A 13646-nucleotide genomic window follows, 5' to 3' on the forward strand; every position below is an offset into this window, starting at 1 on the left:
GCGGGCTAGATGTTTACTTTTCATACCGTGATCATGTGCACAGTTTTGCTTACAAAATCTCAATCATGGCACGATTAAAATCAAGAAATCGTTTTCGAAAAAGGATACTATTTCTTACCGAAACACAAGAGAGCTTGCAGCATATAAAAAGTGCTCTTATTCTAGTAAGCCTAATTCAGGCTTAGCTAAAATATGGATAGCGCAAGCGTACCCTGCAGAGGAAGTGAGATATTATGGTTCTAGGTAAACCTCAAACCGACCCAACATTAGAGTGGTTTCTTTCACACTGTCATATTCATAAGTACCCATCAAAGAGCACGCTAATTCACGCAGGTGAAAAAGCTGAAACGTTGTACTACATCGTTAAAGGCTCTGTTGCGGTTCTTATCAAGGACGAAGAAGGTAAGGAAATGATTCTTTCTTACCTAAACCAAGGAGACTTTATTGGTGAACTTGGTCTATTCGAAGAAGACCAAGAGCGTACAGCTTGGGTTCGCGCTAAATCTCCTTGTGAAGTTGCTGAAATTTCTTTCAAGAAGTTCCGTCAGCTTATCCAAGTAAACCCAGACATCCTAATGCGTCTTTCTGCGCAGATGGCTCGTCGTCTTCAAGTAACTAGCCAAAAAGTGGGTGACCTAGCGTTCCTAGACGTAACTGGTCGTATCGCTCAGACGCTTCTGAACCTTGCTAAACAACCAGATGCGATGACTCACCCAGACGGCATGCAAATCAAGATCACTCGTCAAGAAATCGGTCAAATCGTTGGCTGTTCTCGTGAGACAGTAGGTCGTATCTTGAAGATGCTAGAAGAGCAGAACCTAATCTCTGCGCACGGTAAAACTATCGTTGTTTACGGTACTCGTTAATCTCAATTTAGAGTGACACGAACAAAATTATAAAAGCCACCAATGGCGACATTGGTGGCTTTTTATTTACCTTGTTATTTAACTTGCAACTCAGTCAAACCCTAGGTCGCAAGAGGCTAACAAACAGCAACGTTAACCCAAGGTATTCCATGGCGTTTAGCCATTAGTACTTTCAAAAATTTTGTCTGCTGATGCTGCAACAAATCCTGGATACAACTCGCCATTCTCCATTGGGTAACGTTTAGCAAACTCGTAAAAGCCACCTGGAATAATTTCCGAACCTTCTTCGAAGGTCACTGGCACTTTGTCTGCCATCGTCGACGATTGCTCAAGCAGCACTTCCGGCGAGCCCTTCACCTCACCGCCCGACTCATTGATCACAAACCCTGACTGACGAAGATGGTCGTTAACCTGTTTGACTTCATCGTGTTGATTCAGCTGATTCACACTCACCGTAAAGTGATTAGCACCATAACCGTGCGCGGCCAGCCAAGACGCATACTCGCTCTCTTTAGCCAACGTTTGGTAATCAGCAAAGCTTAGATCCCATAAGCGACCGCCATGCAGAAATGCACTGCCCGACAGTTTGTCAGCATCCACTTGCGCAACCAGTTTCGCCACAATAGCCTGCAGCTCTGGCGAACACTCTTCGACTTTCAGCTCACTGATGAAGACTTTAGGCTGCTTCGGATCTGGGTGCTCATAGTGTTTTGCGACCAGTTTTTTGCTCTCAAATATGTAGTCCCCACACGCTTTATAGCCAGCAGCTAAAAACGGTTTCGCCAATGTCTCGATACCTAACGGCTCAACATTGAAAGTGCGTAAAGCAATATGATCATTAATCAGAGCCTCATCTTCTTGTAGAAGCTGATGCACCTTAGCAGCAGAAGGACAAAGACGTTGGATGTAGTCTTGCCATAGCGATTCAAATAACACATCGGGCGTCATAACGACTCCTTGTTACGAGATGTAGGATTAAGATAAGAGTGTGGCCGCTCGTTCACAGCCCAAAAGCTGTCCAGAATAATGAACGAGCAACCATCAACCTGTGACGGTAAATGTCAGTCAGTCAAACACGCTTTCTGAGTCTGTGCTCACTTGCCGTGTAATGCCAACGCGTACTACCCAAACCTAAATGATGCGTCAGCACATTGGGCCACGATGCATGGTCGTGACCCTGTTATTGAAACTTAAAGCGTCACGCCTGGGCTCAATGTCGCAGGTAATTCCGTCGCCTGCCCTTCCATAGATGCCATAGGATAAGCACAGTAATCCGCCGCGTAGTACGCGCTTGGACGAAGGTTGCCTGATGCTCCAGGGCCACCAAATGGGGCGTCACCACTTGCGCCCGTCAATTGACGGTTGCGGTTTACGATGCCTGCGCGAATGTGGTCAACAAAGTATTCCCATTCTTGATCGTCTGTTGATACAAGACCTGCCGACAGGCCAAAGCGCGTGTCATTCGCCAGCTCTACGGCTTTATCCAAACCTTCATAGCGCACGACTTGCAGCAGTGGTCCGAAGTATTCTTCATCTGGCAACTCGGCAATGTTAGTCACATCGATGATGCCTGGAGAAACAAACGCCGCCTCTCCTGCTTTCGCTTCAATTAAGCTTTCACCGCCTAGAGATTGCAGGTTTGCTTGCGCATCAAGAATGAACTTCGCCGCAGCCACAGAGATTTGTGGGCCCATAAATGGCGCAGGTTCTGCGAATGGTTGATCCATGCGAATGTTTTTCGTCGCTTCCACCAGCTTAGTGATCAGAGCATCCCCTTTCTCACCAAACGGCACGTATAGACGACGAGCACAAGTACAACGTTGACCAGCACTGATGAATGCCGATTGGATGATGGTGTACACCGTTGCATCCAAATCACCGTAGTTATCAGAGATGACCATCGGGTTGTTGCCGCCCATTTCTAGCGCTAACATCTTGCCTGGTTGACCTGCAAACTGACGATGCAGAATGTGACCCGTGTTCGCACTGCCCGTAAACAGAATGCCATCAATACCTTTCGCATCAGCCAACGCAATACCGGTTTCCTTCGCACCTTGAACAAGGTTGATCACGCCTTTTGGCAAACCCGCGTCTTCCCACAATTTCATAGCTAGCTCGCCAGTCCAAGGCGTTTGCTCAGATGGTTTGAACACAACTGTGTTCCCCGCTAGCAAGGCAGGAACGATGTGGCCATTCGGTAAGTGACCAGGGAAGTTATATGGCCCAAACACCGCCATTACGCCAAGAGGGCGATGTCGCAATACAATCTGGTTGCCCGCAGCTTCGCGAGTCGCTTCACCAGTACGGTCATGGTAGGCACGAATAGAAATAGCGATTTTTCCAGCCATTGCAGCCGCTTCTGTGCGCGTTTCCCAAATTGGTTTACCCGTTTCTTTCGCGATAACTTCGGCAATTTTTTCACTGTTTTCTTTCACTTTTTCAGCAAAAGCCAACACAATTGCTTCGCGTTCAGCGAATGGACGTTTTTTCCATTCGACGAACGCAGCACGCGCTGCAGCAACGGCTTGGTCTACTTGTTCCGCCGTTGCACCGTTACCGCGCCAAATTACTTCTTGGTTGTACGGCGACAGAGACACAAACTCTTCACCCTGACCTTGTACCCATTCACCTGCAATCCAATGTGTCATTGTTACTATCCTTAAATTCTGTCGTCTGTTACTGCGGTAGAAGGCGAACGAAATCCCCTTCCTTCACCAAGAGCGCATCAGCTAATTCAGGCGCCAGCACAACGCTTTGCGTTTCTGCGTCGTAAGCGGCTTTTGCTGCAGCGGCACGGAAGTTCTCGAATGACGAGTTACACATCAAGAAGTCTTGAGTGCTGGTATGCGCTGAGATTTTGACTTGAGCACGGAATGAATGACGTACCGATTCGATATTGCGTAAGTCACATTCAACCGTTGGACCGCCATCGAAGATGTCGACGTAGCCACGGTTGGTAAATCCTTCACGCTCTAGCAGCTTCAGCGCTGGGCGCGTGTTGTCATGCACTTGACCAATCACCGCTTGGGCTTCTGGGCTCAATAGGTTGATGTAAATTGGCAGCTTTGGCATTAAGTCAGCGATAAAGCCTTTCTTGCCGATGCCGGTAAGATAATCTGCAAGTGTGAAATCAATAGAGAAGAAATGCTCTTGTAACCATTGCCAGAATGGAGAATTACCATTCGCATCAGAGACGCCACGCATCTCGGCAAAGATGGTTTTAGAGAAACGCTCTGGGTGCTCCGCCATCATAAGAAAACGGCACTTAGACATCAGACGGCCATTTAAGCCCTGGCGATATTTTTCGCGTAGGAACAGCGTACAAATCTCACTGTTCCCCGTGTAGTTGTTGCCAAATGTCAATAGCTTAACGACGTTATTTACGCCGAGTTTTGGCGAAGAGTGAACCACTTTACTGATGTGATATGAGTAGAACGGTACGTCCCAGCCAATAGATGCTTCGATTCCGGTGGTACCCGCAACCTCACCCGATTCAGAGTCAAAACCCACCATTAGGTAGCCTTCGTCACCGGGTTCGGTCACGTCGGGCTTACCAAAGCTGTACTCCGAGTGTTTGATTCGATTGGTTAACAGTTCTTCGTTAACCGGTAGAGATGTAAATCCGTGACCAGACTCCACCGCACAGGTGTGCAGCGCGTCGTAATCCGACATCGCGATAGGGCGAACTACTAGCATCAATACTCCCTCCAGATGCAAGAAGATCCTAACTATATTGTAGGAACAATTCCCCCATCAGAGATCCTTGACGGGGGTGTCTGCGTTGACGTTTAAACTGATATCGCGCTTAAACTAAAGTCGCGATAGCTTTATCCAGTTTCGCCAAGCCTTCTTCAATTTCTTGTTGTGTGATAACAAGTGATGGTGTGAAACGCACGACATTGGCACCCGCAACCAATACCAATAGACCTTGTTTACCTGCAGCAACCAGCACATCACGTGCACGGCCTTGCCACTCTTCATTCAGCGCAGCGCCTAGCAATAGACCTTTGCCACGAACTTCAGAGAATAGGTTGTACTTCGCATTGATCTTTTCTAGACCTGCGCGGAACAGCGCTTCGCGCTCTAAAACACCAGCAAGCACTTCTGGTTTTGTCACTTCGTTAACGACCGCTTCTGCCACTGCACATGCCAATGGGTTACCACCGTATGTTGAACCGTGAGTGCCCACTTTCAGATGCTCAGCCAGTTTTGCTGTTGTTAGCATTGCGCCGATAGGGAAACCACCACCCAGTGATTTTGCTGTGCTTAGAATGTCTGGCGTGATGCCTAGACCTTGGTAAGCATAGAAATGACCAGTACGTCCGTTACCCGTTTGAACTTCATCAAAGATAAGTAGCGCGTTGTGCTTGTCACACAGTTCACGTACTGCTTGGGCAAATTCCGGAGTTGGTGGCACGATACCGCCTTCACCTTGTAGCGGCTCCATCATAACTGCACATGTGCGATCTGACATGTGTGCTTGAAGTGCTTCGATGTCGTTGTATGGTAAGTGCGTAACATCGCCTGGCTTAGGACCAAAACCGTCTGAGTAAGCCGCTTGACCGCCAACCGTCACAGTAAAGAATGTACGACCGTGGAAACCTTGTTTAAATGCGATGATTTCTGATTTTTCAGGGCCATGAACATCTGCCGCGTAACGGCGTGCTAATTTCAGTGCCGCTTCGTTGGCTTCTGCGCCCGAGTTAGCAAAGAATACGCGCTCAGCAAAGCTCACTTCAGTTAGCTTTTTCGCAAGGCGAAGTGCCGGCTCGTTCGTCATCACGTTACTTAGATGCCACAGCTTGTTGCCTTGCTCAGTCAACGCATCAACCATTACTGGATGACAATGACCCAAGCAGCTCACTGCAATACCACCAGCAAAGTCGATGTACTCGTTATCGTCCTGATCCCAAATACGTGAGCCTTTGCCTCTTACAGGGATCATTTCCATCGGGTTATAGCAAGGTACCATCACCTCATCGAATAAACCGCGCTCTACTTTAATTTCCGTTGTCATTGCACATTCCTTCTTGATACCGCATGCGTAGCAGATAAGCGAATTTAACCGGCCATCGTTGCCAGCAAATAATGTTTTGCATTTAAGCTATTGCGGCATTGTATTTACATTTAATTAACCATTTCAATAGTGATTTATTCTTTTCGTATTGCTGCGCAACTGCCATTAATCACTACTTATGAGTATTTATGCATCAAGAAAGTAAAATAGAGAAGTGAATTTTTATAAAAGTTATGTAATACAGGGGTTAGACAAGTCAAAATGGCGTGCATAAGCAGACCATCAACCATGAAACGCATAGTTTTGCATTCCACTTACACCGTCAAAAAGATGAACAATTTGTTAAGAAAAGTGATCGAGATCAGATCGCTCTGCGTGCAAGAAAGTTGGCTAACAGCTCATGTCCTTGCTCAGTTTTGATTGATTCTGGATGAAACTGCACAGCATCAATAGGCAGGGTTTTGTGCTGATATCCCATTATTTCGTCCATGCTTCCATCAGGCAGCTCCGTCCAAGCGGTCAATTCAAACACATCGGGTAACGTGCCATTTTTCACCACAAGAGAGTGGTAGCGGGTTACCGTAAGTGGGTTATTTAGATTTTTAAACACACTGCGACCCGTGTGGCGAATAGGCGATGTTTTACCATGCATGACTTGTCTCGCACGCACAACTTCACCACCGAACACTTGCGCAATGGCTTGATGGCCAAGGCACACCCCCAAAATAGGAAGCTTACCGGCAAAATGCTCTATCGCTTGCAGGGAAATACCCGCTTCGTTTGGCGTACAAGGCCCAGGGGAAATCACCAAATGGGTTGGATTGAGGGCTTCGATACCTTGAATGTCGATTTCGTCATTGCGCACGACCTTTACCTGAGCACCAAGCTCGCAAAAGTATTGGTAAAGGTTATAAGTGAAAGAATCGTAGTTATCGATGATCAACAACATAACGTGTCGGCTGCTCCAATCCGTTTTGGCAAGGCTTAAGGATCAATTGTCTGGTTTACCACAATTGAGGGCGGTATTTTGCAACACCCAATTAGAAAGGCAAGTCTTTGCGCAATAAAAAGGCCAGCATCGGCTGGCCTTTGAGTTTTACAGCTATGTTTTTAGGAAAGGAGTGGCTTAACGGCGGCGGCGGAACAAACCAAGTCCAAGCATTGCTAGCAGTGCACCAAACCCAAACGAACCACCATCAGAGTCTTTCGAATCTGTGGTGCCCGTTTCAGGTTGAGTCATAGAGACTGCACGAGCAGAGCTAAACTTAACGACGTTGCCAGTCGAGTCTGTCACTTTCTCTTCCAGTTGGTAGTTACCTTGCTCTGGCGCCTGTTCAAACTCAACATTCACGCTGCGCGCTTTAATGTCCGTTTGATCTAAAGTCTTGCTCGCTGAGTAAGCTTTCGCGTCACTACTTACAGCGGTAGCTTGAGTCGCGACGGTTAAGCTAACAGTCACGATGTCACCTGCAACCGCGTTTGGTGGCAAACGTACATCTACCGCTAAGTTTTCACCCGCTTTCGGTAAATCGATATCCGTATCAGGTAAATCAATCGCGATGATCACAGGATCGTGGTCAGATGCCGAGAACGCGTCTTTGTATTTCGGCATATCACCTGTGTATTTGCTGCCGTACTCAAACAAGTTACTTTCTAGTGAGTTAATGTGCCAATCTTCAATCGCTACCACTTTTTGCGCCAAGCTGTTGCTTGCCAAGGCGTGGTCTAAATTGCCCAGCTCACCAGAATAGGTGTACGAGAACGTGTCTGTGCCATGCAGCAAGGTATTAAGGTTGTTCAGGCCGTAACCTTGTTTGATTTGCGTTTGCTCAACTTGCAACTCACCACCGTTGATTGTGGTGTAACCCGCTGTGTAGATATCACGTCCGTATTTCTCTTTCGAGTAGTCGGTCAGTGTCAGTAGTGGATCTTCCATACCATACGCATTGAGATCCCCCATCAGCAACACATCGCCTTTCACGTCTTTCAACGCTTCACCCACTGCATGCGCAGCAGAAACACGGAAGTTGTTACAGTTGCCTTGCAGATCCGCAGGCTCCGAGTCTTCTACGCCAGCGATCCACTCTTCAATACATTCAGAACCTTTCGATTTAAAGTGGTTAACGACGATAGAAAGATCTTCACCGCTCTCTTGTACCGTGAAGGTTTGCAACAAGCTGTGACGTTGGTATTTGTCGTACGCAGGGTTGCTCTCAGCACCATCTTTACGAGTAATGGTGTTTTCGGCAATGTGCTGCTCTGGCGTGAAGATCACTTTCGCCGCTTCTTTTGGCGTGACCACTTTCGCGCGGTACAAGATAGCAACCATGATCGCATCGCTTCCGAAGTACTCTTCTTGGTACTTGTCTTTATCTGCGATTTCAACGTAAGTGTAATGATCATCTGCGTCATCGATTTCCGCATTCAATGCATCCACCAAGTTTTGCACAGCACTGCCATCACCGAAGCCGTTATTCTCCACTTCCATCAAACCAATGATGTCAGCATCCATCTTGTTCATCGCAGACACGATCTTCGCTTGTTGGATCAAGAACTCATCGTGATTCGTCGCGCCACGGTTTTGGCCTATCGGGTTGTTGTTTCCGCTGTCTGCAACCGAAGTGAAGTAGTTAAGCACGTTAAAGCTTGCAACGCGTAAATCCGACTCTACGATAGCTGGCGCCGCTTTACGCTCTACATCAAAACCATCACCCGTTGCCACAAAGTTAGTGTTGTTTACATCGTTCGTCGCGATCAGACGGTATTCGTTGTAGCTGTAATTCACTACGCCCTGTAAACCTTCAACGCGCGAACCTAAGCGAATGTGCTGTTCAGATGAACCGTCTTGATCCAAATCTTGACCAAACTCAGGGTAGTAAGGAATTTTGCCGTTCGGTGCTTTGGCATCAGATTCTAGGAAAACTCGATTCTCTGCATTTTGTTTTGCTAGCGCGACGGCTTCTGCACTGTTTGCTGCGTGAAGCTGAGTTGGCTTAAAGAGCGGAGCTTGGTGCGACAACATCATGTTGTTACGTTTTGAATCGTAATCGTAAGAGAAGTTACGAGTAACAAACAAATCACTGGCTGAGTTCAGCGTCACTTGCATCCCTTCATGGCGCTCTAATGCATCACGCAGAGTTTCGCCTTCTTTGATCACAAGCGGCGTCACCAATGAAATGTCTGACGTGCCAGTTTTTACATAGCTGGTTGCGTCAGAAGAAAGCTGAGTATTGCTGTAGTACTCCTGAACCTTACCTTTCACACAAACTACGTCACCAGGCTTTAGCTCGGTATCTGCGGCGTTCGTATGAATAAATAGACCTTCTGACGTCTTATCGTTGTTATCGTTCTCGATAGCTTGCAGGTAGAAGCCTTTCGTCAAACCGCTAGTAACAGCGCTCACGACACCAGTAACAAAATGCTCTTCTGTCGTAATGTATGGGTAACCATCGATAAATGGCGAAGAAGCACCTTCACCTTGAATGTCTTGAATGGATGTGAACGTTGGCGCGTGTCCATCCACTTCACACACAAATGCTGCAGGTGGCTCAGCTGCATTCAGCTCGCCCAAGCCATCAATGTTGTCTTTCGCTAACGTTGTCCATTGAGAAGATTGGAAAGTCGCAGAAGGCGTCAGTGCGTCACCGTTACGTACCAAAGTGGCGTCTTTGCCAAATGCTACACCACCCATCACGCCGACCATGTCGTGAACTTCACCATCTTTTAATAGTGCGAGAGGATCGTCACCATTAAAGTTCGCCACGTTTTTATCGGTCTGGTCAGCCACTGCTTTAATCGCATCGCTGGCATCGCCATGGGCCAGAACAAACACCTGCTTCGCTTGCAACGTCACTTGGCTCAAATCGATCTTGCTGCCCCAAGTTCCACCACCATTAGATGATTTCGCTAGCTCATAACCTGTTAGCGTGACTGCGGCATCACCGGTATTCGCGATCTCGACCGCTTTATTATACGAGCCACCTTCTACGTACTGGGAAATGATAATTTCTGCATTCGCGTTAGCGCTAAGCGCACTGGCGATGGTTAATGCAAGTATTGAGGGTTTGATTAACGTGTCCATTGTCGTACCTGATATTTATTTAAATGCAAACTAAGCTCCGATCAGAGCCTACCATTTGCGTCTACTATCAGGTTTATTTATGAAATAAATAAGAAAGAGCAGTAAAAGCCGTGAAATAAATCACATGTGAATCTATAAAAATATGCCAAAACAGCGTATTCAAACATATTTTGTAATAAATACAGTCCAGTAGTGCAGCAGGAAAGCAAAATTAGACTAATTGCTCAGTTTATTTTTTCATTCCATGTTATGGAATACATCAATACTTCCTTGGTACACCAAGTTATTATTTCGAGCGCTTTCATGCTTCATTAAATATAATTAATTACTAATTTAGTAATATTGCTACTTTGGTTTCTTTCAGGCTCTCGCTTGTTATTTACTCCCCCGCTTTGCGCACTCGCCATTTACACTTCAAATTTTTATCAATCAAAAATGATAAATTCCGACAACACAGTGGAGAAAAACATACACAAGCGTTATAAAACCAACGCGAGACAATAAGATCTCATCCATCATCTATCGTGGAAAAATCAATGAAAACAATTCAACGTATTGGGCTGGCTCTCTCCGCGTTTGGGCTTATGACAGGTTGTCAGCTAACATCTTCTGAACCGCTTTACCCAACCGCTAATCAAAAAACTATCCAATCAGCAAAAAATGAGTTCAAGGGAATGGAAGAGTTTGAAGTCAGTGACGATGGTGTCATTTCTTTTCGTGCCCACCTGCCTGGACCAGACTATTACTGGGAGCCATATAAAATCAAACAGTTAAGTTACGAGATATCCTGTGTTTTCCTTACTTATTATGTGGATCGTGGGATGGTAGTAAAATCGTCGTTTTTAGGCGCTCGTGGCCGCGTTGAGTACTATGATATGGAGCGCTGTATGGACAACACGCCCTTTGAGTAATTTTCTCAGCACATAAAAAAAGCTCCACCGAAGTGGAGCTTTTTGGGTATTGGATTACTTGAGATTACGGACGAGCAACAAAACCGACAGCTTCGTATGCTTTCTTCAGTGTTTCCGCCGCGCGAGCCGATGCTTTCTCCGCGCCTTGCTTCATCACTTCATCCATAAACGCGCGATCTGCGCGAATACGACGGTATTCTTCTTGAATTGGCTCAAGCATCGCAACAACCGCTTCACCCACGTCTTTCTTGAATGGGCCGTACATTTCAACGCCTTTGTATTTCGCTTCAATCTCTTCAAAGCTCATGCCTGTCGCTGCAGAGTAAAGACCCATTAGGTTAGCAATACCCGCTTTGTTTTCAACATCATGGCGAATGCTTGGTGGCGTTTCGGTATCCGTTTGCGCTTTGTTGATCTTCTTGATGATCGATTTCGGCTCTTCAAGCAGCGTGATAACGTTCTTACGGTTATCATCAGACTTCGACATTTTCTTCGTCGCATCTTGAAGGCTCATTACGCGCGCGTTAACCGTTGGAATATATGGCTCAGGCACCGTAAAGATTGGGCTTTCTGGCGAGTAAATGTTGTTGAAACGCGTTGCGATATCACGCGCTAATTCTAGGTGCTGCTTCTGGTCGCTACCTACTGGCACTTGGTGTGCGCCGTAAAGCAGGATGTCTGCTGCCATTAGCACTGGGTAATCAAACAGACCCACGTTTACGTCGTTCGCGTAACGTGCAGACTTGTCTTTAAACTGAGTCATACGGCTCAGTTCACCCATTTGAGTGTAACAGTTAAGAAGCCAACCAAGTTGAGCATGCTCTGGTACGTGTGACTGAACAAATAGCGTGCTCTTCTTCGGATCAACACCAACTGCCAGACAGATCGCCAATGCGTCTAGAGTCGCTTCATGTAGGGCTTTAGGATCTTGGCGAACCGTAACCGCGTGAAGGTCTACAACACAGTATTGGCAATCATAATCGTCTTGCATCTGCTGCCATTGACGTAGAGCACCCAAGTAGTTACCGATACTTAGTTCACCTGACGGTTGAACACCACTCAATACGATGGGTTTGCTCATTAGAATGATTCCTTTGACTTCTTAATCTAATTAAAATGAAAAACCGTGCGGCTTTTAGCGCACGGTTTACTCAGTGTACTCATTAACAAGTATTTTGGAAGCTCTTTTGTTGCCGTTATGCAGAAACGGCTACTACTTCCAATAATTCAGATAAACTGTCTGCGACAAAATCTGGGTTTGAAGCTGAAATAGGCTCACCATGGTTGTAACCGTATGTTAAACCAAACGAAGCACAACCTGCGTTTTTCGCCGCAAGGATGTCATTCTTCGAGTCGCCAACCATCAGCATTTCGCTCGCTTTCACCTGATGTTTTTCCATCAACCAGTTCAGTGCGACTGGGTTTGGTTTTTTCTCAGGGAATGCATCACCCCCCAATACGTCCACAAAGTATTTTGCGATGCCATGTTGCTCTAGAATTTCTGGCACAAACTTCGATGGTTTGTTCGTTACAAGTGCCATCGTAAAGCCTGCCTGATGTAGCTCTTCTAGCGTCTCTTTTACTGTTGGGTAAAGATGGCTCAGCTGATGACCGCTTTGCGCGTAAAAGTCATCAAACAGCTCGCGTCCTTTTGCACACAGGTCTTCACTAAGATCGATACTGATGGTCATGCTTTGGCTTAGTGCGCGGCCAATCAGGACGTCAGCACCGTTACCTACGTAATCACGTACTTGCTCTTCCGATACTGCAGGGTAACCCAAAGCTTGTACCGCTTGGTCTGCAGCAACGGCCAAATCAGGTACGCTGTCCAACAATGTGCCATCCAGATCGAACGCAATCAGTTTAATATCTTGTTGAGTCATAATTTCCCTAGCTAAAAATAACAAAGGATGGTTTCCCATCCTATGTGTTTGATTCTTCAAGCCACTAAGCCTTTGGGCTCAGTGACATATGGTCTCATTCGCTTACTTCGCAGCCAAGCGCTGACGAACTGCTTCGAATAAACAGATGCCTGATGCAACCGACACATTCAAACTTGATACGCTACCTGCCATTGGGATTTTAATCAAATCATCGCAAGTTTCTCGCGTTAGGCGGCGCATGCCATCACCTTCTGCGCCCATGACAATTGCCAGAGGACCAGTCAGTTTTGCTTGATAAATGTCGTGTGTCGCTTCACCCGCCGTACCCACGAACCAGATGCCCTGCTCTTGCAGAGTACGCATTGTGCGCGCTAGGTTGGTTACACGAATCAAAGGCACCACTTCTGCAGCGCCACAGGCTACTTTGCTTACTGTTGCATTCATTGGTGCTGATCGATCTTTAGGAACGATAATCGCAGCAACACCAGCAGCATCGGCGTTACGTAAACAGGCACCAAGGTTGTGAGGGTCAGTCACGCCATCCAAAACCAATAGCAACGGTGTCTCATGCTGCGCTAGGATGTCGTCGATGTCGTTTTCGTTCAGCTGTTTTGCTGGTTTTACGCGCGCGATGATGCCTTGGTGGTTTGCACCATGTGCTTTGTCATCCAAGGTTTTACGCGTCATTTGTTGGATAGAAACACCACACACCTGCAAATCGTTCAAGATTGGCATTAGGCGATCGTCTTGGCGTCCTTTTAGAACGTACGCTTCAATAAAACGTTCTGGTTCTCGTTCCAATACCGCTTTCACGGCATGAATGCCGTAAATAAATTCGTTACTCATTACTTAACCTGTTTCTGTGCTTCGCTCACCGCCAATCTGCGG

The 13646-nt window shown here is 46.7% G+C and carries 11 protein-coding genes; 2 read left to right on the forward strand and 9 right to left on the reverse strand.

Annotated features, from left to right (window positions below; translation table 11 throughout):
• Window positions 1-233 precede the first annotated feature (233 nt).
• On the forward strand, window positions 234-866 hold the full coding sequence (crp, locus tag BIW15_RS21340; protein ID WP_005381432.1) for a cAMP-activated global transcriptional regulator CRP: 633 nt from the start codon (window positions 234-236) through the stop codon (window positions 864-866).
• Between the two features lie 156 nt (window positions 867-1022).
• Here the strand turns inward: crp and BIW15_RS21345 are convergent, their stop codons facing one another.
• From BIW15_RS21345 to BIW15_RS21370, 6 genes are all read right to left on the reverse strand, one after another.
• On the reverse strand, window positions 1023-1814 hold the full coding sequence (locus BIW15_RS21345; protein ID WP_025501810.1) for a DUF1338 domain-containing protein: 792 nt from the start codon (window positions 1812-1814) through the stop codon (window positions 1023-1025).
• 242 nt (window positions 1815-2056) lie between these two features.
• A complete protein-coding gene (gene astD / locus BIW15_RS21350) occupies window positions 2057-3514 on the reverse strand; it encodes a succinylglutamate-semialdehyde dehydrogenase (protein ID WP_025528082.1) in 1458 nt (485 codons plus the stop codon).
• Window positions 3515-3542: 28 nt separating this feature from the next.
• The gene (astA, locus tag BIW15_RS21355; RefSeq protein ID WP_005458129.1) at window positions 3543-4562 is read right to left on the reverse strand and encodes an arginine N-succinyltransferase; all 1020 of its coding nucleotides are present in this window, start codon (window positions 4560-4562) and stop codon (window positions 3543-3545) included.
• A 109-nt stretch (window positions 4563-4671) separates the two neighbouring features.
• Complete coding sequence (locus tag BIW15_RS21360; RefSeq protein WP_005458126.1) at window positions 4672-5883, reverse strand: aspartate aminotransferase family protein; 1212 nt, start codon at window positions 5881-5883, stop codon at window positions 4672-4674.
• 361 nt (window positions 5884-6244) lie between these two features.
• Complete coding sequence (locus tag BIW15_RS21365; RefSeq protein WP_005458124.1) at window positions 6245-6832, reverse strand: aminodeoxychorismate/anthranilate synthase component II; 588 nt, start codon at window positions 6830-6832, stop codon at window positions 6245-6247.
• Window positions 6833-7009: 177 nt separating this feature from the next.
• Window positions 7010-9964: an ExeM/NucH family extracellular endonuclease gene (locus BIW15_RS21370; protein WP_077281584.1), complete on the reverse strand. Its 2955-nt coding sequence runs from the start codon at window positions 9962-9964 to the stop codon at window positions 7010-7012.
• Window positions 9965-10500: 536 nt separating this feature from the next.
• On the opposite strand from BIW15_RS21370, the gene BIW15_RS21375 reads away from it, so the two are divergent.
• Window positions 10501-10875: a hypothetical protein gene (locus BIW15_RS21375; protein WP_179115323.1), complete on the forward strand. Its 375-nt coding sequence runs from the start codon at window positions 10501-10503 to the stop codon at window positions 10873-10875.
• A 64-nt stretch (window positions 10876-10939) separates the two neighbouring features.
• Here the strand turns inward: BIW15_RS21375 and trpS are convergent, their stop codons facing one another.
• The 3 genes from trpS to rlmB form a co-directional block, all read right to left on the reverse strand.
• Window positions 10940-11956: a tryptophan--tRNA ligase gene (gene trpS / locus BIW15_RS21380; protein ID WP_005468382.1), complete on the reverse strand. Its 1017-nt coding sequence runs from the start codon at window positions 11954-11956 to the stop codon at window positions 10940-10942.
• A 115-nt stretch (window positions 11957-12071) separates the two neighbouring features.
• A complete protein-coding gene (locus BIW15_RS21385) occupies window positions 12072-12758 on the reverse strand; it encodes a phosphoglycolate phosphatase (RefSeq protein ID WP_077281586.1) in 687 nt (228 codons plus the stop codon).
• A 102-nt stretch (window positions 12759-12860) separates the two neighbouring features.
• Window positions 12861-13604: a 23S rRNA (guanosine(2251)-2'-O)-methyltransferase RlmB gene (gene rlmB / locus BIW15_RS21390; protein WP_005455666.1), complete on the reverse strand. Its 744-nt coding sequence runs from the start codon at window positions 13602-13604 to the stop codon at window positions 12861-12863.
• Window positions 13605-13646: the final 42 nt, after the last annotated feature.

It is taken from the genome of Vibrio sp. SALL6 (assembly GCF_002002385.1).
GTDB classification, from domain to species: Bacteria; Pseudomonadota; Gammaproteobacteria; order Enterobacterales; family Vibrionaceae; genus Vibrio; species Vibrio parahaemolyticus.

Excerpts from the sequence above, each read along its gene's own strand:
- astA (WP_005458129.1), bottom strand. The coding sequence starts at position 4,562 with ATGCTAGTAGTTCGCCCTATCGCGATGTCGGATTACGACGCGCTGCAC.
- BIW15_RS21360 (WP_005458126.1), bottom strand. The coding sequence starts at position 5,883 with ATGACAACGGAAATTAAAGTAGAGCGCGGTTTATTCGATGAGGTGATG.
- astD (WP_025528082.1), bottom strand. The coding sequence starts at position 3,514 with ATGACACATTGGATTGCAGGTGAATGGGTACAAGGTCAGGGTGAAGAG.
- BIW15_RS21385 (WP_077281586.1), bottom strand. The coding sequence starts at position 12,758 with ATGACTCAACAAGATATTAAACTGATTGCGTTCGATCTGGATGGCACA.
- BIW15_RS21375 (WP_179115323.1), top strand. The coding sequence starts at position 10,501 with ATGAAAACAATTCAACGTATTGGGCTGGCTCTCTCCGCGTTTGGGCTT.
- trpS (WP_005468382.1), bottom strand. The coding sequence starts at position 11,956 with ATGAGCAAACCCATCGTATTGAGTGGTGTTCAACCGTCAGGTGAACTA.
- BIW15_RS21370 (WP_077281584.1), bottom strand. The coding sequence starts at position 9,964 with ATGGACACGTTAATCAAACCCTCAATACTTGCATTAACCATCGCCAGT.
- BIW15_RS21365 (WP_005458124.1), bottom strand. The coding sequence starts at position 6,832 with ATGTTGTTGATCATCGATAACTACGATTCTTTCACTTATAACCTTTAC.
- crp (WP_005381432.1), top strand. The coding sequence starts at position 234 with ATGGTTCTAGGTAAACCTCAAACCGACCCAACATTAGAGTGGTTTCTT.
- BIW15_RS21345 (WP_025501810.1), bottom strand. The coding sequence starts at position 1,814 with ATGACGCCCGATGTGTTATTTGAATCGCTATGGCAAGACTACATCCAA.
- rlmB (WP_005455666.1), bottom strand. The coding sequence starts at position 13,604 with ATGAGTAACGAATTTATTTACGGCATTCATGCCGTGAAAGCGGTATTG.